Raw genomic sequence first — 24,122 nt, forward strand, 5'->3', positions numbered from 1 at the left:
TGCAGCCGCGCCTTGAGCATCAGAACATCGGCTATGCTTGCGGGATAACCAGTTGAGTTATGTCGCGTTGCGGGTATTATGCAACGCAAAAGAAACAGAAGGAGAGGAAAAGATGCCATCTTTCGATATTGTCTCTGAAGTCGATCTTCAGGAAGTTCGAAATGCCGTAGAGAATGCGACCCGTGAAGTGGAGTCGCGTTTTGATTTTCGTAACGTTGAAGCAAGCTTCGAACTGAACGAAAAAAACGAGACCATCAAGGTCCTCAGCGAGTCTGATTTCCAGATTAACCAGCTGCTGGATATTCTGCGTGCCAAGCTGTTAAAACGCGGCATTGAAGGCAGTTCTATCGAAGTGCCGGACGAGTTCGTGCACAGCGGGAAAACCTGGTTCGTCGATGCGAAGCTGAAGCAGGGGATTGAGAGCGCGACGCAGAAAAAAATCGTCAAGCTGATCAAAGACAGCAAGCTGAAGGTGCAGGCGCAAATTCAGGGCGAAGAGATTCGCGTCACTGGTAAAGCGCGCGACGATCTGCAGGCGGTGATGGCGCTGGTGCGCGGTGGCGACCTGGGACAGCCGTTCCAGTTCAAAAACTTCCGCGACTAAGCCGGAGCGGCGCTGGCGTATCATCTGCAAACGTCAGCCAATAAAAAAGCGGGGAAGTCCCCGCTTTTTTTACGCCCCTTTGATGGCCTGCTCAATTTCGAAGCGGTTGGTCACCTTGCTGTCGATCTTGATATACACCGAACGTTCGTCGGGGACCACCAGCACCTGTTTGACCCCTTCTGTGCTCTGCAGACGCTCCTGCAGCGCGCTATCAGCCACCACCTGATCGGGAATTTCGACCCGCAGGCTGCTGACGTACGGCGGTTCGCTCATCGTCCCGGCAACCAGCAGCCACAGCATCGCCAGCAGCGCGCCGAGCAGGAATACGGTTTGCGAATCAAAGAAGCCGTCTACCCAGCCGCCCAGCGCGCCGCCAATCGCCACGCCAAGGAACTGACTGGTCGAATAGACGCCCATCGCGGTGCCTTTATAGCCCGCCGGCGACTCTTTACTGATTAAAGAGGGAAGCAGGGCTTCCAGCAGGTTAAAAGCGAGGAAGAACAGCTGAACGCCGGCGACCAGCTCCCAGAAATAGCCGCCCGCGCCCCACAGGACAATTTCGGCCACCAGCAGCAGCGCGACGCAGAACAGGAACACGTGTTTCATCTTGCGCTTCACTTCGGCGTAGATGATAAACGGCACCACCGAAACAAACGAAATCAGCATGGTGACCAGGTAAATTTTCCAGTGCTCGGCGGCGGGGAAACCGGCGGCTTCCAGCTGCCCTGGCAGGGCCACAAAGGTGGACATCAGCATGATATGCAGGCACATAATGCCGAAGTTGAGCTTCAGCAGCTTCGGCTCGGCAAGCACTTTGCTGAAACAGCCCTTCACCATACCGGATTCGCGGTTCAGGACGTGGTTGTGACTGTTCGGCACTACCCACAGCGTCAGCAGGATGCCGATCGTCGCCAGGATGGCGATCATCCAGAACAGCGCATGCAGGCCCAGTTGGTGAGTAATAATCGGCCCCAGCACCATGGCGATGGCAAAGGTGACGCCGAAACTGACGCCAATAAAGGCCATCGCCTTCGTGCGGTTCTGTTCGCGGGTTAAATCGGAGAGGAGCGCCATGACCGCCGCGGCAATCGCGCCGGAACCCTGCAGCGCGCGTCCAAGAATGATGCCCCAGATGGAGTCGCTCAGCGCAGCTAGCATGCTGCCGATAACGAAGATTAACAGGCCGCCGACAATCAGCGGTTTACGGCCAATGCGGTCGGAAAGCAGGCCGAACGGAATCTGGAATATGGCCTGAGCCAGACCATAGATACCAATAGCCAGGCCAATCAGCGCTTCGCTGGCGCCCTGTAACGCCATGCCATAGGTGGTCAAAACCGGCAAAACCATAAACATGCCGAGCATACGCAGCGAGAATACGGTCCCCAGACCCCAGGTCGCGCGCAGTTCACCTGGCGTCATTTTATTGTCGTTCATTACCACCTCAATCTACAAACTGCGACTAGTGTAGTGGTGGCAGCCAGAAGCGTAAATAAATGTTTGTTTAACAGATATTACCGCTGTGTTGCATGATGCGGTAAGCGCGGGGAAAATAAAGAAACCAGTGGCGAAGGCTCCACTGGTTGATGGCATTTATTGTAAATTAAAGTCAACCCATTGGCTGCCGGCGTCGGCGGATTTCACGCATTGCTCCACCCAGTAGACGCCGTGCAGACCGGCTTCAACATCCGGGTACCAGAAGTGCTCCAGAAACCCACGATCGCCGCGATCCATCGCATCGATGGCTATCGCATAGCGCCGATAGAGGTTTGCCCACGCTTCAAACAGCCCTTCCGGGTGACCGCCACCGATCCGATCGTCGGCCAGGGCCGCGGCTCTGAGATACGGCATGCCGCGCTCAAGCACCCGCGCCGGCTCACCTTGTACCTCATAGCTGAGCTGGTTGGGATGCTCATCCCACCACTCGATGCTGGCTTTCTCTCCGACGATCCGCACCTTTTGCGAGTGCATAGCGCCGCTGTTGACCGCGCTGGTCCACATTGATCCGATGGCGCCGTTGTCGTATTCCATCAGCACAAAGGCGTTATCTTCCAGCGGCGCGCGCGATGCGACGAAACTCTGGCGGGAACACATCAGACGGCGAATGTTGAGGTGCGGCGCCATCGTTTCGGCGACAAAGAGCGGATGCGTTGCCAGGTCGCCCAGCACGTAGCTTGGTCCGGCATACTTCGGCGTGACGCGCCAGCGGGTGGACTCCGCCTGCAGTTCGACGGCTTCATTATGAAAACCATGGGCAAACTGCATATTGATAATCCGAATCTGCCCGAGCAGCCCGTCGGCAATCATCTGCCGCGCCTGCTGAATCATCTGATACCCGGCATAGCCGTAAGTGACGCCGACGATTTTGTTATGCTTGATGCTCAGCTCCCGCAGCTCCTGGGCTTCGGCGGCGCTAAAGCAGAGCGGTTTTTCACAGACCACGTGCAGTCCGGCTTCCAGCGCCGCTTTGGTAATGGCGAAGTGGGTATTGTTCGGCGTGGTTACCGATACCACTTCTATACCGTCAGGACGCAGCGCCTCTTCGCGAAACAGCGTTTGATAATCGGCATAACAGCGCTCCGGCGCGATCCCGAGCTGTTCACCAAACTGGCGTCCGCGTTCGGCATCAATATCCAGGGCGCCGGCCAGCAAGGTAAAGACATTGTCACGCAGCGCGGCCGAGCGGTGGCTGTAGCCAATCTGGCTGGTGGCTCCGCCGCCGACCATTCCCCAGCGCAGGGAGCGGGGCAGGGGTTTCATGCCGTTTAACATGGTGTTCTCCTTGATACAAAGTACGGATGTCTGATGAGATTTGCTCCCTGCATGAGGAAGCGGGGCAGGACTCTGGCGCCAGCCTGGCGACCAAACGGCGGCCTGAGGAAGGTTAAAACAGGTATAAAAATATTTATTTCATTTTTTTCATTATATGAAATTAAATTTTTATTTATGCGAGAAGGATCGAAAAATCATCAAGATTATCCCACCGTCCGCTGGGCACCTGATGAACGGCCGTTTGGTTAAAAACGCATGAAATGAGATGATTAACGCTGGTTTAACTGGTGCGTCTGGCCGGGAAAGCGTGATGCTGCAACGTGGGACGCTGAGATAATGAACGATTAATATTCATTTTATCTTTAAATGAAATTTATTTTTCTTTTTCCTCGCACGCCAAAGCGCGCTGAAAAGTCGGCGCAATGCGGAATTGCGCCGGTGCCTGTGGATGCGGATTAGGCCGCCTGGCCAGCCGCCCGCTTCGCATAGCGCCAGCACTGCATCTGCGGGATCGCCAGCGCGCAGGGCACATGCAGAAGATTGGGCGTGGCGTTATCACGCCCTGCGGCTGTACCGCATCCAGCATGGCTTCAACATTGTCATACCCTGCGATATCCAGGCGCCTGCGCTTCGGGCAAAGGATCGGCGAGGGCGACCAGCTCAGCCCGTGGGTTAGCGCGAAGCACCGCAATATGTTTGCGTCCGATGGCGCCCGCGCCAATGACGGCAAGACGAATTTAGCTCACGACAGACTCCTCAGTGAGGGGGAGGGGGTCGGGGAGGCAGATTCGGCATCGCTGGCAAACAGCCCCTTTACCACCAGACCGACGACGGTGAATGCTGCCGGGATCCCAAGGATTAAAAAGACACTTTCGAAGCTGAGATTGAGCGCCATCATTTCCGCGCCGGCAAAGGCGCTGAGGATGGCGCCCATTCGGCCGACGCCGTGCATCCAGCTGGAGCCGGTAGCGCGCGCCTGGGTCGGATAATAGCGGGCGGAGAGCGCATTCATCCCGGTATTCGCGCCGTTCAGGCAAGCACCGCTGACGAAGGCCAGCAGGCACAGCAGCGCAAAACTGGCGGCGGCGTAGCCTATGGCCATTGTAAACAGGCCGCCGATGGCGTAAATCAGCCCCAGTGCCCGATGGGGGTTAATGCGGTCCATTAGCCACCCGGCGAACAGAGAGCCAATGGTGCCGCCGGCCTGATAAATCGCCGTCATCACCGCGGCCTGGCTGACGGTCAGCCCGACCTCTTTGACCAGCGTCGGCAGCCAGCTGCCGAGGATATAAACCAGAAACAGGCCCATAAAATAGACCAGCCATAACATCAGCGAGCCGAGGCGGTACTGGCGCGAGAGGACAAGGCGCATGGCGTTGGCGTTGACAGGCTGTGCCGGGAGCGTAAATTCAGCGTTATCCGCAATTTGTCCCGGGTAGAGCCGTTGTAATATCGCCCGGATACGTGCCGCCGGCGCGCGTTTAACCACCAGAAAGCGCACCGACTCCGGCAGCAGCCAGATGAGCAATGGCGCAAACAACAGCGGAAGAATCCCGCCGAGCGCCATCAGCGAATGCCAGCCAAAGCGCGGGATCAGCCACGAGGCGGAAAAGCCGCCCGCCGCCGCACCGAAGGTAAAGCCGCAAAAAATCACCGTAATCAGAAAGGAGCGCCGACGCTCGGGGGCATACTCCGATACCAGCGTGCCGATATTGGGCATCGCCGCGCCGAGTCCCAGTCCGGTCATAAAACGGAAGAAAATCATCTGTTCGATGTTCTGCGAGAAGGCGGTGACGATAGTCCAGAAGCCAAAGAAAAAGACGCTGTTGACGATGATTTTTTTTCGCCCCAGCCAGTCGGCGAGCGGCCCGGAGAGGATCGCCCCCAGGGCCAGGCCAATCAGCGCCGCGCTGATGACGAAGCCGAGCTCATAGTTAGTCACGCCCCATTCATGCTTCAGCGTCGGCGCGATAAACCCCATAATCGCAATATCAAAACCGTCGAGCGCAATCACGCAAAAGCCTAAGAAAACCACCAGTTTCTGAAAACGGCTGAGCGGATTGTTGTTGATTAACTCTCTGACATCCAGGCGTTGGGTCTGAGTCATAGGGTTTTCCTTATGCGCAAGCGTGCAGGTAAGACTGGGCGGCATTGAACAGCAACCGCGCGCGGTTGAGGGCCGGTAGAGCGCCCTGGGCGCCGCTTAACGGCACTTCCAGCGATACCGGTAGCGTCGTCGGCAGCGCGGACATCAGACCATGCAGATCCAGCCCGCCTTCGCCCGGTACCTTCCGCGCGGCGCGGGCCTGATGGATCAACTCCTGTTCGTTATCGGGAATCTGCGCCGGAGCGTCGCACAGCTGCATATAGTTGAGGCACTCTGGCGGCAGGTCGGCGAGGCTGGAGAGCGACTCTCCCGCGCGCCAGAAGTGGATGGCGTCAATCAGAATCCCGATGTCCGCCCGCCCGCTGGCGGAAATCAGCCGTCTGGCGTCAGCGATGGTACGCAGCTGGGTCCACGGCATCGGCTCCAGATTCATGGTTAAACCATACTTCCGGCCGGTTTCGGCGAGCGCGGCAAGATTTTCAGCGCTGCGGGTCAGGTGGTTATCGTTACCGGCCACCAGCACCTGCCGGGCGCCCAGGCGCGCGGCGGTTTCAAGAAAGCTTTCCAGGCGGGCATTAAGCGAAAAATCGCTCGTCAGACGCACGATTTCGACATCTGATACGCGAATGCCGGTCTCCATCAGCGCAGAGAGGGTCGCGCGAACGGTTGCGGTATCGCCGAGCATAGCGTAGTCAGGATCGGTCGGCGTGGCGGGGAGCAGACGCAGGCCAACGTGAGTAAAGCCGGTTTGTGCCGCGATCCGCACCTGTTCCGGTGGCGGAACGTCGAGCACGGTGAGCGCGGCGAGGGACAGAGTTCGCATGTTCATAAAAGACTCCGGTACAGTTGCAGGTGATTGTTGTTATGTGTACTGCCGTCCCTGGTAAGATGTCGGTTACGATGCTGTTTTTGTTATCCTGGCGGCCAGCGTTTTCCCCACCAGATAGCCAAAGGTCATGGCCGGGCCGAGCGTAATACCGCCGCTGGGGTAGTACCCCTGCATCACGCTCGACATATCATTGCCAATGGCGTAGAGACCAGCGATCGGCTGTTGACGCGCATCCAGCACGCGCGCCTGTTCATCGGTTTTCAGCCCGCTAAAAGAGCCCAGCGAACCCGGTAAAATACGCACCGCATAAAAGGGCGCGTGGCGCAGTGGACCCAGCGTGGGATGATGAGGATGCCTGGCATCTCCCTGCGCCCGGTTATAGGCCGAGGCGCCGCGCTGAAATTCCGGGTCTTCCCCTCGCGCGGCGTAGTCGTTAAAGCGCGCTACCGTCTCCACCAGCTGCCCGCCATCGATGGCGCATTGCTCCGCCAGCGCCGCCAGCGTGGGGGCCGAGCGGAGATAGCCCGTGCGCAACCATGCTGCGGGTGAAAACGGAAAGGGGCGGGCGTGGCCCAGACCGTAGCGACGTAGCGTCCGGCTATCGGCCAGCAGCCACGCTACCGGCTGTTCTCCCGCAGGCGTTGCGGCGAGCAGCGCGGCAATAAAGTCGTGGTAGGAGTCGGCCTCATTGGTAAAACGCCTGCCGTTGGGCAAGACGGCGATAAACCCCGGCTTAGCGCGTTCCACCAGGTGCGGGAAGACCAGTTGCAGGCCGCTCGCGAGGGTGACGCGGGAGACCGGCGCCCAGGCCATGGCGTGTTTGAGCGAGGCGTCGAACTGACCGCCGACCGATTCCCCGAGCCGGATACCGTCGCCCTGATTACCCGGCGGCGCGGCGGAGAAGTGACCGTAGCCGCCCGCCGCGTGCGGAACCTGCTGCGCCAGGCGCTGACGATCGTGCGGAAAGCCGCCGCAGGCGAGGATTACGGCATCGGCCTGAACCTCAATATCGCCATCATCGCTGCGCAGTACCGCGCCGCTGACCCCAGCCGATGATGTCAGCAGGCGAACGACAGGGGCATTCAGTTGAATACTGACGCCTGCGTCGAGCGCCGACCGCAGCAGGCGGCCAATCAGCGCGTTACCGTTAACCAGATGCTGCCCGCGGCCAGCGCGCAGTCGTTGCCAGCCGTGACGCAGCAGACGCCGGGCGGCATACACCGCCGATCGCGGGGAGCGGGTGGCATTAAAAAAGTGCGCCATATCGTTGCCGCCAGCGATGCCCATCCCGGCCAGGCTGATGGTCTCCAGCGGCGGGCGCAGGCGGTGCAGCCAGTCACCCAGCAAGCGTCCATCAAACGGTTGTGCCGTCACCGAACGCCCCCCCTGGGCGTAGCCCGGCGACATGTGAAAATCCGGCATCTGACTGCCGGAGAGAAACTGCACCGCCGTATGGCGGCGGAAGAAGTCGATCATCTCCGGGCCCTGCTGCAGGAAGGTGAGCAGGCGGGCATCGGCGGGCTGGCCGCCCATCTCGTGCTGCAGATAGGTCAGCGGCGCGTCCTCTTGCTCCTGAATGCCCTCTTCGCGGGCGAGCGGATTGCGCGGTATCCACAGCCAGCCGCCTGACCAGGCGCTGGTGCCGCCGATAACCGACTCCTTTTCGGCCAGCAGGACGCTGGCACCCTTGAGGGCGGCGGTCACCGCGGCGGAAAGCCCCGCCGCGCCGGAACCGACGACCAGCACATCCACCTTTTTATGCCCGCTCATCTCCGGCCCCTTATTGCAGTGGTGAAAAATCAGCAGGACGCAGCAGGACCGACTCCAGCCGCTCAACGGCCGCCAGCTCGCGGTTTTTACGCGAGAAGGTCAGCCAGCGTTCGTCCTGCGCCATGCGCGCCCGGCGTACCAGGCGATCGTCGAGGCTCTCGTAAGCCCAGATATGCACGACCTGATTGACCACGCCGATTTCGGTGAAGAAAAAGCCGATCAGCTTACCGAGGTGCTCGGTCTGGACGGCGTAAGCATCGCTTTTGTACAGCGCCAGCCAGTCGGCCATTTTCAGCGGATTGAGGGTGTAGGTGCGTTTTTCATAGATCATGGTGTTTCTCCTGTTATGGGGTCTGTTGTTGTGCCATATGGCGGGCAGAGAGATAGCCGAAGGTCAGCGCCGGGCCGAGCGTGATGCCGGGACCGGGGTAGGTGCCCGCCATCATGGAGTCCATATCGTTACCCACGGCATACAGGCCTTGGATCGGCTGACGTTGTTGATTAAGGACCTGGGCATTCTCGCTGGTGACCAGCCCGCGCGAGGTGCCCAGATCACCGGTGTAGAGGGTGATGGCATAAAATGGAGCGTTCAGCAGCGGGGCATTGCAGGCGTTCGGCAGATGGGCCGGATCGCCCATCGCGCGGTTATAGCTGTTGCCGCCTTTGGCGAATTGCGGATCTTCTCCCTGCGCGGCATCGCGATTGTAGCGGGCCACCGTCCCGGCGAGCGCTTGTGCGTCAAGCCCCAGCTGTTGAGCAAGCCGGGCGAGGGAGTCCGCTTTGTGCAGGTAGCCGGCCTCGATCAGCGCATCGTTGTTCACCGGCGCGGGCCGGGCAAGACCGAGGCCGTAGCGTTTCATCGCCAGGGCATCGCAGATCAGAAAACAGGGGGCGTTTTCGGGTTGGCTTTGCATGGCGCTGGCGAAATGGTGGTAAGAGTTTGATTCGTTGACGAAACGTTCCGCCTTTTGGTTGACGGCGATAACCCCCGGCCTGGCCCGGTCGGTGACCAGGTGCGGGAAGCGTTCTTCGCGCCCGTCGGCGTGGCGCAGTACCGACACCGGCGCCCAGAAAAAATTGGACGACAGGTCGGCGCCTTCACAGGCATGGAGTGCGCCGGCGAGACGGAATGCGGCGCCATCATTGGCGGCAGGCGACATGGAGTAATGCTCGCGGGTATGCGGCCGGTAGCGTGCCGCCAGCGCTCCTGCGGCAAAGCCGCCGGCGGCCAGCACCACGCCGCAGCGCGCCTGTAAGGTCTCCTGTTGGCCGTCGCATTCAATATTGACGCCGGTGACCGCGCCCTCGTGTTCAACCAGCGAAAGGACGTTGACGTTGAGCCGGAGCGTCATGCCTTTGCGCAGCGCCACGGTGGCCATGCGGGCAATTAGGGCGTTACCCATCGCCAGCCGGGTACCGCGCGGGTGGCTGAGGCGATCGCGCGCATAGCGCAGCAGCAGCTTCGCGCAGTGCGATAACGAGCGCAGCGAGCGGCGCATCTCCAGAAAATGCTGGATATCCACGCGGTTGACCATCATGCCGCCAAATAACAGCATCCCCGGTGGGGGAGAGCGCAGATCGCGAAAGCGATCGCCGAGCTGGCGCCCGTCGTACTCCACAACTTCCAGCGCGCGTCCGCAGTCCACGGCGCCTGGTTCATCAGGGTAATAGTCCGGTGAGAGGGGGCGCAGACTGTACTTCACCGCGCCCTCTTGTTCGAGGAACGCCAGCGCCTCGCGCCCGGAAGCGACAAACGCATCGACGATGTCCGGACGATAGTTCTGTTCGCCGATGATGGTTTTCAGGTAGGTTTTGATCGCGTCCGCGGTGCCGCTTTTCCCCTGCGCGCGTGCCTGGTCGGTATCATTGATCCATACCGCTCCGCCGGAAATCGCCGAGGTGCCGCCAAACTGCGGCGCTTTTTCCAGCATCAGCACCGACAGCCCTTTGCAGCAGGCCGTGACGGCGGCGGCAAACCCGCCGGCACCGCTGCCGATGACAATCACATCCCAGCTTTTCATGCCGCGGCTCCTTGTTCCTGCGGGATGGCTCCGATGAACTGCCCCATGAGTTTCATCTGCGCCAGCGCCATTTCGGGGCCGGTTTGTACTACGCAGCCGCGCGCCTGGGCGAAAGCCAGCAGCGGCGTGATCGCCGGTGCGGTCACGACGTCCGCGACGTGGGTTGTCGGACTCAGACTCTCCAGTAAAGCCTGCGGCAGCGGTAGCGGATCGAAGTTTGCCATCCCGGCCGGGGAGCCGTTCACCAGCAGATCAAGGCCGCTCAGGGTGTCGGGCAGCGTAGTGAGATGGACCTGGGGGAAATGGGTGGCGAGACGGTTATGCAGCAGCTGTAACGTGGCCGGATTCTGGTCGTGTAGCGCCAGCTGGCGAATCCCGGCTTCACACAGTCCCCAGGCGATGGCGCTGCCGACGCCGCCGCAGCCGGAGAGCAGCGCGGTCTTCCCTTCAGCCTGAAAACCGTGGGCCGCCGCGGCAAGCGAGAAGCCGACGCCATCCAGCATATCGCCCTGCAGGCGGCCATCCGCCAGTTTGCGAATGACATTCACCGCGTTGAGATGACGGGCGCGCGGCGTTAGCTCATCAACCAGCGCGGCGGCGCGCTGTTTGTGCGGCACGGTGACCAGTACGCCGCTCATGTTCAGCCATCCACGTAACGCCAGCAAATAATCCGCCACCGCTTCCGGGGCGATATCGACCGGGATCATGACGCTGTCCATCTGCTGGTCGGCAAAGTAGCGGTTGAAGTTCTCCGGGGATTTAACCTGAGTAATCGGATGGCCGATAACGGCAACCACCTGCGTGAATCCACTGACCATTTCAAACCTCATTTGTTAAATGAATGTTGTGAAAGTATTTCAGCGGAACCTGAGAGCGACAACGCAGAATTCGGACGTATTGGTTGTTAATCGCACCACCACTGCGATAATCGCAGTGAATCGATGGTAATGTTGCAAAAATGTGAGCTGATATGCAAAACACAATACATCCGCGCGATTTGATAGTCGGTCTGCAAAAAGGACTGGCCTTGATTCAGCTTTTCTCCAAAGAGTTTCCCCGTCTCACCGTGCCTCAGGCGGCGAAAATGAGCGGCCTGACGCAGAGCGCCGCACGACGTTTTCTGCTGACGCTGCTGCACGAGCACTATGTGCAGACCGACGGTCGCGCTTACTGGCTGACGCCAAAAGCGCTGCGCCTCGGTCAGGCGTATGTCGATTCGGCACAGTTTCCGCGTATGGTCCGCCCCATCGTTGAGTACATTGCCAGCCGCACCGAAGAACATGCGTCGGTGGGGGTGGTTGATGAAGATGAACTGGTGTATATCGCGCGCAGCAAACATACGCCGTTTAACTCGACCTCGGTGCGGTTAGGGGAGCGGGTGCCGATATTTTGCACCGCCGGCGGGCGACTCTGGCTGGCCTCGCTGCCGGAAGAGGAGTGCGAGAGGATTCTGCGGCGTATTAAGCGTGAACAGCGCACGCCGTATACGGTGACGGACGTGGCGATGCTGATGGAGAAAATTGCTGTGGTGCGGCGCCAGGGGTTTGCCGCTATCGAGCAGGAGTTTGAAATTGGGATGCTGGTTCTGGCGGTGCCTTTATCCGACAGGGAAGGGCTGTACTGGGGGGCGCTGAGCCTGACTTCTCACCAGTCGCGGACTTCGCTGGATGCGTTGTGTCGCGACCATCTGGATCTGCTCTATAGCGCGCAGGCGATGCTGGTGGGATAACTCCGGGCAATAAAAAACCCCGCCGGAGCGGGGTTTGTCAGAGCGACAATCTTATCTGACGTAGGCCAGCAGATTGTGTGAATCGGGCACCATAAAGTCGACGGACATCATGACCGACAGCGCGGTAATGGCGACGATAGAAAAGACGAACAGCTTACGCGCCCAGACTTTATCATCCGCCACTTTGTAACCGCGCAGCGCCATCCCCAGCCACCAGACGCTCACCGCGGCCGCCACGACCAGATATTTATACCCGGCGTAACCGCCCAGAGAGAGCATCAGCGTGGCGACAGCAAAAGCCACGATGTACAGCGTAATGTGGTTCTTCGCCACGGAAATGCCTTTCACCACCGGCAGCACCGGAATGTTCGCCGCCTGATAATCCTTAAAGCGGAAAATCGCGATGGCGTAGGAGTGAGGCATCTGCCACAGGCTGAAGATAGCCAGCAAAATCGCCGCGCCGCTATCGAAATGACCGGTTACCGCGCAGTAGCCAATCACCGGCGGCGCCGCGCCGGAGAGAGAACCAATCAGCGTACCGTAGACGGAGTGGCGTTTCATGTACAGGCTGTAGACCCCGACATAAACCACGAACCCCATGACCCCCAGCCAGCAGGCCAGGGGATTCGCGCCGAACCACAGGAGCATGAAGCCAGCAATACCCAGCAAGGTGGCGTATACCAGCGAAACTTGTGGCGAGATCAGCCCTTTGACCAGCACCCGGTTTTTCGTCCGTTCCATCTTACGATCGATGTCGCGGTCGATGTAGTTGTTGAATACACAACCCGAGGCGACCACCAGGGACACCCCAAGGAGTGTCCATGCAAACAGCGGATAGTCGATGTGACCTTTGGAGGCCAACAGGAAACCGCCGATCACGGAGATCAGGTTGCCAAAAATGATGCCAGGTTTCGTTACTTGCAGGTATTGCTTAAACATACTTGCCGCTCTTAGTGCATCATCATGTTGTAGTTCAGGTTCCACATAATCCAGATGGAGCCCACAACAACGATAGCAATGATGATTACGGTGAAGATAAACGCGGTCAGGTTCCAACCTTCGTCAGACTTGCTGTTCATGTGCAGGAAGTACACCAGGTGTACCACAATCTGCACAACAGCAGTGACGAGGATAGTTCCCAGAATAGCCGCATGCGATGCGGAGCCACTCATAACCATAGCAAACGGAATCGCCGTCAGAATGATCGACAGGATGAACCCTGTCATGTAGCTCTTTACGCTGCCGTGAGAAGCGCCGTGATGATCGCCAGAATGACTCATTACATTGCCCCCATCAGATAGACAACCGAGAACACGCAGATCCACACTACGTCCAGGAAGTGCCAGAACAGGCTCAGGCACATGATACGGGTACGGTTAGTGTTGGTCAGACCGCGACGTGAAACCTGAACCATCAGCACCGCCATCCAGATAAGACCAGAGGTGACGTGCAGACCGTGGGTACCGACCAGCGCGAAGAACGCTGACAGGAAGCCGCTGCGATCCGGGCCCATACCTTCAACAATCAGGTGATGGAATTCATACAGTTCCATCGCGATGAACCCTGCCCCGAAGAGGAAGGTCAGCGCCAGCCAGGAAACCACCTGGCTTTTGTTGTTTTTGTACATGGCGATAGCCGCCATGCCGTAGGTGATGGAGCTGAACAGCAGCAGCGCGGTTTCAACCAGAACGAACGGCAGTTCGAAAATATCTTTACCGCTCGGTCCGCCAGCCGTGCCGTTCACCAGAACGGCATAGGTCGCAAACAGGGTAGCGAAGATAATGCAGTCGCTCATCAGGTAGATCCAGAAGCCGAATACCTTCATCGGCCCTGTATCGTGGTGCCCGTGTTCGTGCGCGTGGGCGTTATGCGCAAGAGTATCAGTTGCCATTTTTCAGCCCTGCTTTGTTAATCTCGTCGAAATGCTGATTTTCCAGTTTTTCGACTTCTGCAACCGGCACGTAGTAATCCACGTCCTCGTCAAAGCTCTTAATAATCCAGGTCACCAGGATACCGACGAAGCTTGCAATCGCCATCCACCAGATGTGCCAGATCATCGCGAAACCAAACACCGTTGCGAAAGCAGCAATAACGATGCCCGCGCCGCTGTTTTTCGGCATATGAATCTCTTCATAGCCAGCCGGTTTCTTATACGCTTCGCCTTTTTCTTTCATTTCCCAGAACGCATCGCGCTCGTGGACGTGAGGAACGATGGCGAAGTTGTAGAACGGCGGCGGAGAAGAGGTTGCCCACTCCAGCGTACGGCCGCCCCACGGGTCACCGGTCAGGTCGCGGTTCTGCTCGCGATCGCGGATAGAGACGTAGAACTGAATCAGCTGGCAGAGGATACCGCAGGCAATCAGCGCCGCGCCGCAGGCCGCAACAACCAGCATCGGATGGAACTGCGGGTCAATCTGCTGGCTCAGGCGACGGGTCATCCCCATAAAGCCCAGTACGTACAGCGGCATAAACGCCACGAAGAAGCCGATTATCCAGAACCAGAAGGCGCGTTTGCCCCAGGTTTCGTTCAGCGTGAAGCCAAAGGCTTTCGGCCACCAGTAGGTCAGACCCGCGAAGCAACCAAATACCACGCCGCCGATGATGACGTTATGGAAGTGGGCAATCAGGAACAGACTGTTGTGCAGCACGAAGTCCGCGCCCGGTACGGCCAGCAGTACGCCGGTCATACCACCGACAGAGAAGGTGACGATGAAGCCGATAGTCCACATCATTGCTGAGTTGAAGACAATGCGGCCCTGGTACATGGTGAACAGCCAGTTGAAAATCTTAACCCCGGTCGGGATGGCGATAATCATGGTGGTAATACCGAAGAAGGCGTTAACGTTCGCGCCGGCACCCATAGTGAAGAAGTGGTGCAGCCAAACGATGAACGACAGAACGGTAATACAGACTGTTGCCCAGACCAGCGAGGTGTAGCCAAACAGACGTTTACGCGAGAAGGTCGCCGCGATTTCGGAGAACACCCCGAAGACCGGCAGAACCAGGATATACACTTCCGGATGGCCCCAGGCCCAAATCAGGTTGATGTACATCATCATGTTGCCACCCATATCGTTGGTAAAGAAATGGGTGCCCAGGTAGCGGTCCAGGGTCAGCAGCGCGATAGTGACGGTCAGAATTGGGAAGGAGGCGATAATCAGGATGTTGGCGCACAGAGATGCCCAGCAAAATACCGGCATCTTGAACATGGTCATGCCAGGGGCACGCATCTTGATAATCGTTACAAAGAAGTTAATACCGGTTAACGTCGTACCGATACCAGAGAGCTGGAGAGCCCAGATCCAGTAATCGACCCCAACGCCCGGACTGTACTCGATTCCCGACAGCGGCGGATAGGCCAGCCAACCGGTCTGTGCGAATTCACCGACGCCCAGAGAGAGGTTAACCAGAATTACGCCGACAACGGTGAACCAGAAGCTCAGGTTGTTGAGGAACGGGAAGGCCACGTCGCGCGCGCCGAGCTGCAGAGGAACCACGAGGTTCATCAGGCCGACAACAAACGGCATCGCTACGAAGAAGATCATGATAACGCCGTGGGCGGTAAAGATCTGATCGTAGTGATGAGGCGGCAGGAAGCCAGCTTCCCCGGCCGAGGCCAGTACCTGCTGGCTACGCATCATAACGGCGTCAGCAAAGCCACGTAGCAACATCACGATGGCTAAGATAACGTACATGATACCCAGTTTTTTGTGGTCGACCGAAGTCAGCCATTCATTCCAAAGGTAGGACCACTTACCGAAGTAAGTGATTGCCGCCAGAAGCGCCAGTCCCCCGATGATAATCGCAGCCACCGTAACCACAATAATGGGTTCATGGTAGGGCACTGCATCCAGTGTGAGTTTTCCGAACATCGTTTTCTTCCTCGGCCCCTTAGTGAGCGGTTTCCGCGTGGCTCATGTCCATGCCTTCCATCCCTTCGTGCGCTGCGTGCTCGCCTTCAGGTTGGGACATATCCATGCTCTTGCCATGAGACATAAATTTGTTCACAACATCCTTAAACAAATCCGGTTTCACGTCAGAGAAGTATTCCACTTTGTTGTATTCGCTAGGCGCAGCCAGTTTGTCGAAAGCCGCCATGGAGTCCATGGTATTCGACGACTGTTTCGCTTTCGCTACCCACTGATCGAAGGTTGCACGATCCGGCGTGGCGATAGCTTTGAACTTCATACCAGAGAAGCCCGGGCCGCTATAGCTTGCGGAGATACCGTCATAAGTGCCAGTTTCATTCGCGATGAGGTGCAGCTGAGTCTGCATCCCGGCCATTGCGTAAATCTGGCTGCCTAAACGTGGGATAAAGAACGAGTTCATCACGGAGTTAGAGGTCACTTTGAAGTGTACCGGTACGTTCGCCGGGAAGGCTATTTCGTTGACGGTAGCAATACCCTGTTCCGGATAGATGAAGAACCATTTCCAGTCCATCGAAACGACTTCGATGACGATCGGTTTCTCTTCGTGAGCAAGCGGTTTGCTTGGCTCGAGTGCGTGAGTGGTTTTCCAGGTCAGAACGGCCAGGAACAGGATGATCAGAATAGGAACCGTCCAGACCACCGCTTCAACTTTGTTGGAGTGTGACCAGTTCGGGCTATACTTCGCATCTTTATTACTCGCACGATACTTCCAGGCAAATCCTACTGCCATTAAGACGGCGGGAATAACGACAATCATCATCAGGCCAAAGGCCGTCAGTATCAGAGAACGTTGCTCCAGTCCAATCTGTCCTTTTGGGTCAAGGAGCGCAGAATCACAACCACTGAGTAATACAGTACCTGCGATTAATGACATCCATCCCAAACTTTTATTGTATTTCCTAAGTCTCATTGAACGACCTCAATTCCACGGAATCTGGTGGCGCTTAAAGTGTTCGGGCATTTTACGGGAAGGTTGCATTACTGTAAACATGATTGGAGCTGTGTCAGTTCTGTGTTAGCAGGTTCTGCTCGCTTTGTCACATATGTAACTGAGTGTGATGCTAATGCTTGCAACGCCCGCTATATGCGGGATCTATAACGAAAGAGATAAGAAGCTATTGGCTTATGAGGTAATGAGTATAAACACCAAAAAATAACACAACTAATTAACAATTAATTATCAAATAAAAGACATTGCGCTATGGCGATATTAAATCAGTTTTTGCTGAATCGGTTAAATTATTTAATGTTTTGAGTAAAAGTTGTCAATAACTTCCCAAAATGCAAAGCGCACAAAACAGCAAATGAAAAATGAACAATATAAAATCGTTAATAAGCCGTTATAATTACGATCAGTGATTACAACGGCTAATAACACCACAAGTGCGCGTTAAATCAGCGCGCTCTTCCGCAACGCCAGGTAGTCAAGCAGACTTCCGAGCACAATGCCGACGATAGCGGTGATGGCCGCAATTTCCAGCAGCATGGGCAGGAAGGAAAAAGCGGTGAAGTCGAGGGCATTGAGTATCAGCAGCAACAGCCATACGCCCAGCATCAGCGAACCCGTAGCCAGAATCAGCAGCGCCAGGGCATAGGTTTGCGGATATTGCGTGCGCGGGATGAAGTTGCCGGTGCGCTGCGTGTACTCCAGGGTTTGCCGACAGAGCAGCAGCAGCAGGATCCCCGGGACGGCGGCAAAGACAGAGAACAGATAAAACGTTGGCCAACCGTGCGTTTCGACGAACCAACCGGCAATCGGCCCGACGTACACGCGACCGACTGCCGATAGCGCGGACAGCAAAGCAAACTGGGTGGCGGAAAACGATTTATTACACAGCGTCATTAACAGGGCGACAAACGCCGCCGTGCCCATACCGCCGCACAGATTTTCGAAAAAGACCGCCGTCGCCATGGAATAAAGATGTTTATCGGTAATCGACAGCAGCCAGTAGCCGGCATTGGAGGCACCCTGCAGCACGCCGAAAATCAACAGGGCGCGAAACAGGGTCAGGCGCTGCATTAATATGCCGCCGTACAGCGCGCCAACAATCGTCGCGAAAAGTCCCAGCGTTTTATTGACCATTCCGACCTCGCCGGCATCAAAACCGACTCCGCGAATCAAAAACGTGGTGGACAGCGTCATCGCAAAGGCATCGCCGAGCTTATAAAGGACGATTAACAGCAGGATCAGCCAGGCGTTGTTGCGTCCGAAGAAATCGCGCAGCGGTTCGGCGATCGCCTGTTCGAGGCTTTTCGGCACCGGAATGACATCACTCGGTTCTGGCGCCAGTAAGGTGGCGATAATGCAGGGAATCAGCAGCACGGCCATCAGCCAGTACATTCCCTGCCAGCCGAGCCAGCGGTCAGCCAGCCACAGCGCCAGACCGCCGGATACCAGCATCCCCAGGCGATAGCCCAGTACGCTGATGGCCGCGCCAGCGCCACGCTCCTCGGCCGGCAGCACATCGGTTTTCCAGGCGTCGAAGACGATATCCTGCGATGCGGAGCAGAAGGCGATCGTTACCGCTAATGCCGCCATCCAGCGGAGCTGGCTGGCGGGCTCAAGGAACCCCATCGCGGCAATGGCGATAAGCAGCAGAAACTGGGTGGTCAGCAGCCAGCCGCGGCGTCGGCCAAGGAACGGCGGCGTGTAGCGGTCCATCACCGGCGACCAGAGGAACTTAAAGACGTAGGCCTGACCAACCAGTGAGAAGAAGCCGATCGTTTTCAGATCGATATTTTCAACGGTCATCCACGCCTGGAGCGTGCCGGAGGTCAGCGCGAGAGGCAAACCGGAAGCAAACCCAAGGATCAGCAAAATAGCTGATTTAGGCTGCTGGAAAATGCGTAAGTAGTGGTTGGACATAGCTTATGACGCAAACCCGGCGCGAGGCCGGGTTTGCTGACGATCAACGCGCGTTTTGCTTGATGAAATCATGAATGCTGGTGTCCTGCGCCATATCGGCGATGGTATCGGTCAGGACGCTGTTCACCGCATTGGCGATATTCTGGTTGGAGGCCTGGAAGGCGCCTTCAACAGAGTAGCTTGCGCGATAGTTTTTGGTCATTTTGGTGCCGTTCACGGCGGTAGCGATAATCGCGATATCTGCCTTCGTAGCGATGTTGTATCGCACGTTGCCCTGTGAAACGTCGGCATACAGTTTGTTCACGATGATCTGCAGATCGACTGCGCCGTTCGGCCCAATCATATAGCCGCGCGCGGTCATTTGTTTTTCCAGCACTTCCTGCAGCAGGAAGCGCAGATCGCGGGACGCGGTCAGCGTAACCTGTTGGTTATCGCGGGTGACCTTCGCCAGCGCCTGATCCGGACGCTGATCCGCGCCGTTAATGCTGACGGTGACGCCCATCAGGCTTGGATCCTGCTGCGGCAGGCTCATTTTCGGCGATACATCAATGGTGGTCGGAGGCGTCGCGCATCCTGCCAGCATAAACATCGCGACCAGCGGGAAAAGCATTTTCTTAAACATGTTCAGGGTCTCAGCGCATGGTGTTGTTATACCCGTCATACATCAAGCAACGCTTGCGTTAGCGGCTCTTGTTGGCCCTCGTCGCTGACTTCAGCAAGCGCCTGAGGACTTTCCCGTTTATAGCCTTCGTCGCTCAACTTTATTTGGGGTCATTGAGGAAAATTACCGCCATCATAACATCGCCAACGGCGAGGGGAAGTAGCAGCGCATGTAAATTCATCGCGTTGTACATTTTATCGCCTTCTCCCATTTTTATCGCGATCCTGGCGGCTGTTCGGCGGGAGAGAGTCAGTAAACTTGATACTTTTGAATGAAAATATCGGAAGAATGCTAATTTTTTGTTGTTTTCCCCTAATGGAAGCGGTAAAAGCGGCTAACATTTAAAAGGAATGGCGGCATCTCAGCGTTGTCGGAGGAGAAAATTCATGATGATACGTGAACAGATCGAAGCAAAACTTAGGGCAGCGTTCGACCCCGTGTATCTCGAAGTCGTGGATGAAAGTTATCGCCACAATGTCCCGGCTGGCTCTGAAAGTCATTTTAAAGTGGTGTTGGTGAGCGATCGGTTCACCGGCGAGCGTTTTCTCAACCGTCACCGGATGATCTACGGTACGCTGACTGAGGAGCTGTCGAGCACTGTGCATGCGCTGGCGCTGCATACCTATACGATTAAAGAGTGGGAAGGTCTCCAGGACACGGTCTTTGCCTCTCCTCCTTGCCGCGGCGCGGGAACTATCGCCTAGAAATCGTATTTGCAACCGCGGGAACTTTTCCAGTATGTTGCGTGAAGATTTATCAAAAACGGCCTGCGGGCCGTTTTGTTTTGTCTGAAAATGTGCGCAGTGGGCGCTTTTAAAGACAAATTTGCGCGGGAAATGTGAAAAATGCCGCAGCAGTGGGCGACAACCGTTCTCGACTCACAAAAGTGATGCCGCTATAATGCCGCGTCTTATATGAATGTCTTCGGGATGATTCTGACGACAGGGAATGTGTTTCTGATTGAAGAGGGCATCCCGGTTCTGCGAAGCAACGTACACGCGCTTCCAGAGTTGACCGAGCACTGTGATTTTTTTGAGGTAACAAGATGCAAGTTTCAGTTGAAACCACTCAGGGCCTTGGGCGCCGTGTAACGATTACTATCGCCGCTGACAGCATCGAGAATGCTGTCAAAAGCGAGCTGGTCAACGTGGCGAAAAAAGTTCGCATTGACGGCTTCCGTAAAGGGAAAGTGCCGATGAATGTTGTTGCTCAGCGTTATGGCGCATCCGTTCGCCAGGACGTGCTGGGCGACCTGATGAGCCGTCAGTTCGTTGACGCGATCATCAAAGAGAAAATCAATCCGGCCGGCGCGCCGAACTACGTTCCGGGCGAATACAAGCTGGGCGAAGACTTCACCTACGCGGTAGAGTTCGAAGTTTACCCGGAAGTTGCGCTGCAGGGTCTGGAAACAATCGAAGTTGAAAAACCGGTTGTTGAAGTGACCGACGCTGACGTCGACACCATGCTGGACACTCTGCGTAAGCAGCAGGCTAACTGGAAAGACAAAGATGGCGCTGTTGATGCAGAAGACCGCGTAACTATCGACTTCACCGGTTCTGTTGACGGCGAAGAGTTTGAAGGCGGCAAAGCGTCTGACTTCGTACTGGCGATGGGCCAGGGTCGTATGATCCCGGGCTTTGAAGACGGTATCAAAGGCCGCAAAGCGGGCGAAGAGTTCACTATCGATGTGACCTTCCCGGAAGAATACCACGCAGAAAACCTGAAAGGTAAAGCGGCTAAGTTCGTTATCAACCTGAAGAAAGTTGAAGAGCGCGAACTGCCGGAACTGACTGCTGAATTCATCAAACGTTTCGGCGTTGAAGATGGTTCCGTTGAAGGTCTGCGCGCTGAAGTGCGTAAAAACATGGATCGCGAGCTGAAAGGCGCCGTGCGTAACCGCGTGAAGTCTCAGGCTATCGAAGGTCTGGTTAAAGCCAATGACATCGACGTGCCGGCTGCCCTGATCGACAGCGAAATCGACGTTCTGCGTCGTCAGGCTGCTCAGCGTTTCGGTGGCAATGAGAAACAGGCTCTGGAACTGCCGCGCGAACTGTTCGAAGAGCAGGCTAAGCGCCGCGTTGTTGTTGGTCTGCTGCTGGGCGAAGTGATTCGTACCCACGAGCTGAAAGCTGACGAAGATCGCGTTAAAGGCCTGATCGAAGAGATGGCTTCCGCTTACGAAGATCCGAAAGAAGTTGTTGAGTTCTACAGCAAAAACAACGAACTGATGGACAACATGCGCAACGTCGCGCTGGAAGAGCAGGCTGTTGAAGCCGTTCTGGCAAAAGCGAAAGTGTCTGAAAAAGCCACCACCTTCAATGAGCTGATGAACCAGCAGGCGTAATTTCGCCCCACGGTTTAACGTTCAGGTAAAACCCGTTGCCGAGAGGCGGCGGGTTTTTTTTTTATCGCAGCAATAGCTTCAGGATGAGTGCGAAAATGCGATATCAATGATAGCGTTACGACAAAAGCTTGTTATGCTTGAATTATGATTGCATCGCCCCCACTACGAGGAGAGGAAACCGCATGCGTGAAATCATGCATAATGACGAAGCGTGTCTGTCGGGATTCGTTCAGGTTGTGGGTGTCAGGTTGATATTCAGGTAATTTGAATGATGACGGACAGAAGACTCTGGCTGATAATCCGTCCATAAGGTTACAATCAGTGCGGCAGGTTTATTCAAAATTAATCCAGGAGACGGAAATGTCATACAGTGGCGAACGAGATAACTTTGCACCCCATATGGCCCTGGTGCCGATGGTCATTGAACAGACCTCGCGCGGTGAACGTTCTTTTGATATCTACTCCCGTCTGCTCAAGGAACGCGTCATCTTTCTGACCGGCCAGGTGGAAGACCACATGGCGAATCTGATCGTGGCGCAGATGCTTTTTCTGGAAGCGGAAAACCCGGAAAAAGACATTTATCTGTACATTAACTCTCCGGGCGGGGTGATCACCGCCGGGATGTCGATTTACGACACCATGCAGTTCATCAAGCCTGACGTGAGCACCATTTGTATGGGCCAGGCGGCATCGATGGGCGCATTCCTGCTGACTGCAGGGGCAAAAGGCAAGCGTTTCTGCTTGCCAAACTCCCGCGTGATGATCCACCAGCCGCTGGGCGGCTATCAGGGTCAGGCGACGGATATCGAAATTCACGCCCGCGAGATCCTGAAAGTGAAAGGGCGGATGAATGAACTGATGGCACACCATACCGGTCAATCCCTGGCGCAGATTGAGAACGACACCGAGCGTGACCGTTTCTTGTCAGCCTCCGAAGCGGTGGAATACGGCCTGGTCGATTCCATTTTGGCCCATCGTAATTGATGCCCCTGGCGTAAGGGGGCCGCTATACTTGTCTGGAGTAGGGCGGCACAACGCGTGTCAGCGGCTTGCGCCTGAGAATGGCATTTGCGTCGTCGTGTGCGGCACAAAGAACTTAATAAGAGGTTTGGACTCATGACAGATAAACGCAAAGATGGTTCGGGCAAACTGTTGTATTGCTCTTTTTGCGGCAAAAGCCAGCATGAAGTACGTAAGCTGATCGCCGGGCCATCCGTGTATATCTGCGACGAATGCGTTGATTTATGTAACGACATCATTCGCGAAGAGATTAAAGAAGTCGCGCCGCATCGTGAACGCAGTGCGCTGCCGACGCCGCACGAAATCCGCCATCACCTGGACGATTACGTTATCGGCCAGGAGCCGGCGAAAAAAGTGCTGGCCGTTGCGGTATACAACCACTACAAACGCCTGCGCAATGGTGATACCAGCAACGGCGTTGAGCTGGGTAAAAGTAACATTCTGCTGATTGGGCCGACAGGTTCCGGTAAAACGCTGCTGGCGGAAACGCTGGCGCGCCTGCTGGATGTGCCGTTCACCATGGCTGACGCTACCACCCTGACCGAAGCCGGTTATGTCGGTGAAGACGTCGAAAACATCATTCAAAAGCTGCTGCAGAAATGCGACTACGACGTACAGAAAGCGCAGCGCGGTATCGTCTACATCGATGAAATCGACAAAATTTCGCGTAAATCGGATAACCCGTCGATTACCCGCGATGTCTCTGGTGAAGGCGTGCAGCAGGCGCTGCTGAAGCTTATCGAAGGGACCGTTGCCGCGGTACCACCGCAGGGCGGGCGTAAGCATCCGCAGCAGGAGTTCTTGCAGGTTGACACCTCTAAGATCCTGTTTATCTGCGGCGGCGCGTTTGCCGGTCTGGATAAGGTCATTTCTCATCGTGTAGAAACCGGTTCAGGTATTGGTTTCGGCGCGACGGTAAAAGCCAAATCCGACAAAGCGAGCGAAGGCGAGCTGCTGTCGCAGGTTGAGCCGGAAGATCTGATCAAATTTGGTCTGATTCCGGAGTTCATTGGTCGTCTGCCGGTCGTCGCAACGCTGAATGAGCTGAGCGAAGAAGCGCTGATTCAGATCCTGAAAGAGCCGAAAAATGCCCTGACTAAACAGTATCAGGCATTGTTCAACCTGGAAGGCGCTGAGCTGGAGTTCCGCGATGAAGCGCTGGACGCGATCGCCAAAAAAGCGATGGCGCGTAAAACCGGCGCACGCGGTCTGCGTTCTATCGTTGAAGCGGCGCTGCTCGATACCATGTACGATCTTCCGTCAATGGAAGATGTGGAAAAAGTGGTTATCGACGCCTCCGTTATCGACGGACAGAGCAAGCCGTTGCTGATCTATGGCAAACCGGAAGCGCAGCAGGCGTCTGGTGAATAATTAACCAGCTCGCTCAAGCAGTTAACAAAAAAGGGGGGATTTTATCCCCCCTTTTATTTTTCCTGCATTCCCGCCGTTGAATGTGTGGAATACATCCCCATA

Annotated in this window: 22 protein-coding genes; 6 read left to right on the top strand and 16 right to left on the bottom strand. The window is 56.5% G+C overall.

Features of this window, described 5'->3' with window-relative positions; genetic code table 11:
* The first annotated feature begins 112 nt into the window (after positions 1–112).
* Positions 113–604, top strand: coding sequence for a YajQ family cyclic di-GMP-binding protein (locus FNY10_RS00740; protein WP_004858653.1), 492 nt, complete (start codon positions 113–115; stop codon positions 602–604).
* Positions 605–673: 69 nt separating this feature from the next.
* On the opposite strand, the gene FNY10_RS00745 is transcribed toward FNY10_RS00740, so the two are convergent.
* From FNY10_RS00745 to FNY10_RS00785, 9 genes are all read right to left on the bottom strand, one after another.
* A complete protein-coding gene (locus FNY10_RS00745; protein WP_100683115.1) occupies positions 674–2,038 on the bottom strand; it encodes an MFS transporter in 1,365 nt (454 codons plus the stop codon).
* A gap of 156 nt (positions 2,039–2,194) precedes the next feature.
* Entirely contained in the window at positions 2,195–3,373 is a 1,179-nt protein-coding gene (locus FNY10_RS00750) for a Gfo/Idh/MocA family protein (protein ID WP_131047487.1), read from the bottom strand.
* 599 nt (positions 3,374–3,972) lie between these two features.
* Complete coding sequence (locus FNY10_RS26715) at positions 3,973–4,110, bottom strand: Gfo/Idh/MocA family oxidoreductase (protein WP_321197132.1); 138 nt, start codon at positions 4,108–4,110, stop codon at positions 3,973–3,975.
* Between the two features lie 5 nt (positions 4,111–4,115).
* Complete coding sequence (locus FNY10_RS00760) at positions 4,116–5,480, bottom strand: MFS transporter (protein ID WP_160702181.1); 1,365 nt, start codon at positions 5,478–5,480, stop codon at positions 4,116–4,118.
* A gap of 10 nt (positions 5,481–5,490) precedes the next feature.
* On the bottom strand, positions 5,491–6,309 hold the full coding sequence (locus FNY10_RS00765; protein WP_131047489.1) for a sugar phosphate isomerase/epimerase family protein: 819 nt from the start codon (positions 6,307–6,309) through the stop codon (positions 5,491–5,493).
* Between the two features lie 66 nt (positions 6,310–6,375).
* On the bottom strand, positions 6,376–8,079 hold the full coding sequence (locus FNY10_RS00770) for an FAD-dependent oxidoreductase (RefSeq protein ID WP_160702179.1): 1,704 nt from the start codon (positions 8,077–8,079) through the stop codon (positions 6,376–6,378).
* A gap of 10 nt (positions 8,080–8,089) precedes the next feature.
* Positions 8,090–8,410: an NIPSNAP family protein gene (locus FNY10_RS00775; RefSeq protein WP_131047491.1), complete on the bottom strand. Its 321-nt coding sequence runs from the start codon at positions 8,408–8,410 to the stop codon at positions 8,090–8,092.
* Between the two features lie 13 nt (positions 8,411–8,423).
* Positions 8,424–10,100: an FAD-dependent oxidoreductase gene (locus FNY10_RS00780; RefSeq protein ID WP_131047492.1), complete on the bottom strand. Its 1,677-nt coding sequence runs from the start codon at positions 10,098–10,100 to the stop codon at positions 8,424–8,426.
* Complete coding sequence (locus FNY10_RS00785; RefSeq protein ID WP_100683122.1) at positions 10,097–10,918, bottom strand: shikimate dehydrogenase family protein; 822 nt, start codon at positions 10,916–10,918, stop codon at positions 10,097–10,099. Before FNY10_RS00785 ends, FNY10_RS00780 begins: the two co-directional genes overlap by 4 nt.
* A gap of 152 nt (positions 10,919–11,070) precedes the next feature.
* On the opposite strand from FNY10_RS00785, the gene FNY10_RS00790 reads away from it, so the two are divergent.
* Positions 11,071–11,829 (top strand): IclR family transcriptional regulator domain-containing protein, encoded by a 759-nt coding sequence (locus tag FNY10_RS00790; RefSeq protein WP_160702177.1) that lies wholly within the window; start codon positions 11,071–11,073, stop codon positions 11,827–11,829.
* Positions 11,830–11,880: 51 nt separating this feature from the next.
* Here FNY10_RS00790 and cyoE read toward each other — a convergent pair whose 3' ends face one another.
* The 7 genes from cyoE to FNY10_RS00825 all read right to left on the bottom strand — a co-directional run bounded on the left by cyoE (position 11,881) and on the right by FNY10_RS00825 (position 19,246).
* On the bottom strand, positions 11,881–12,768 hold the full coding sequence (cyoE, locus tag FNY10_RS00795; protein WP_100683124.1) for a heme o synthase: 888 nt from the start codon (positions 12,766–12,768) through the stop codon (positions 11,881–11,883).
* A gap of 11 nt (positions 12,769–12,779) precedes the next feature.
* Entirely contained in the window at positions 12,780–13,109 is a 330-nt protein-coding gene (locus FNY10_RS00800; protein WP_100683125.1) for a cytochrome o ubiquinol oxidase subunit IV, read from the bottom strand.
* Entirely contained in the window at positions 13,109–13,720 is a 612-nt protein-coding gene (locus FNY10_RS00805; protein ID WP_100683126.1) for a cytochrome o ubiquinol oxidase subunit III, read from the bottom strand. The genes FNY10_RS00800 and FNY10_RS00805 overlap by 1 nt, the downstream gene beginning before the upstream one ends.
* Entirely contained in the window at positions 13,710–15,701 is a 1,992-nt protein-coding gene (cyoB, locus tag FNY10_RS00810) for a cytochrome o ubiquinol oxidase subunit I (protein ID WP_131047494.1), read from the bottom strand. Before cyoB ends, FNY10_RS00805 begins: the two co-directional genes overlap by 11 nt.
* Positions 15,702–15,720: 19 nt before the next feature.
* A complete protein-coding gene (gene cyoA / locus FNY10_RS00815) occupies positions 15,721–16,668 on the bottom strand; it encodes a cytochrome o ubiquinol oxidase subunit II (RefSeq protein WP_004858705.1) in 948 nt (315 codons plus the stop codon).
* A gap of 480 nt (positions 16,669–17,148) precedes the next feature.
* Positions 17,149–18,624 (bottom strand): muropeptide MFS transporter AmpG, encoded by a 1,476-nt coding sequence (gene ampG / locus FNY10_RS00820; protein ID WP_160702175.1) that lies wholly within the window; start codon positions 18,622–18,624, stop codon positions 17,149–17,151.
* Between the two features lie 43 nt (positions 18,625–18,667).
* Entirely contained in the window at positions 18,668–19,246 is a 579-nt protein-coding gene (locus FNY10_RS00825) for a lipoprotein (protein ID WP_160702173.1), read from the bottom strand.
* Between the two features lie 425 nt (positions 19,247–19,671).
* Between FNY10_RS00825 and bolA the strand changes: the two genes are divergently transcribed.
* From bolA to clpX, 4 genes are all read left to right on the top strand, one after another.
* Positions 19,672–19,989 (top strand): transcriptional regulator BolA, encoded by a 318-nt coding sequence (gene bolA / locus FNY10_RS00830; RefSeq protein ID WP_100683130.1) that lies wholly within the window; start codon positions 19,672–19,674, stop codon positions 19,987–19,989.
* A gap of 341 nt (positions 19,990–20,330) precedes the next feature.
* Positions 20,331–21,629 (top strand): trigger factor, encoded by a 1,299-nt coding sequence (tig, locus tag FNY10_RS00835; RefSeq protein ID WP_100683131.1) that lies wholly within the window; start codon positions 20,331–20,333, stop codon positions 21,627–21,629.
* A 360-nt stretch (positions 21,630–21,989) separates the two neighbouring features.
* Positions 21,990–22,613, top strand: a complete 624-nt coding sequence (gene clpP, locus FNY10_RS00840; RefSeq protein ID WP_100683132.1) for an ATP-dependent Clp endopeptidase proteolytic subunit ClpP — start codon at positions 21,990–21,992, stop codon at positions 22,611–22,613.
* Positions 22,614–22,745: 132 nt separating this feature from the next.
* Entirely contained in the window at positions 22,746–24,020 is a 1,275-nt protein-coding gene (gene clpX, locus FNY10_RS00845; protein ID WP_004858716.1) for an ATP-dependent protease ATP-binding subunit ClpX, read from the top strand.
* Positions 24,021–24,122 lie beyond the last annotated feature (102 nt).

It is taken from the genome of Klebsiella sp. Lac1, from assembly GCF_009825425.1.
Lineage (GTDB): Bacteria > Pseudomonadota > Gammaproteobacteria > Enterobacterales > Enterobacteriaceae > Klebsiella > Klebsiella electrica.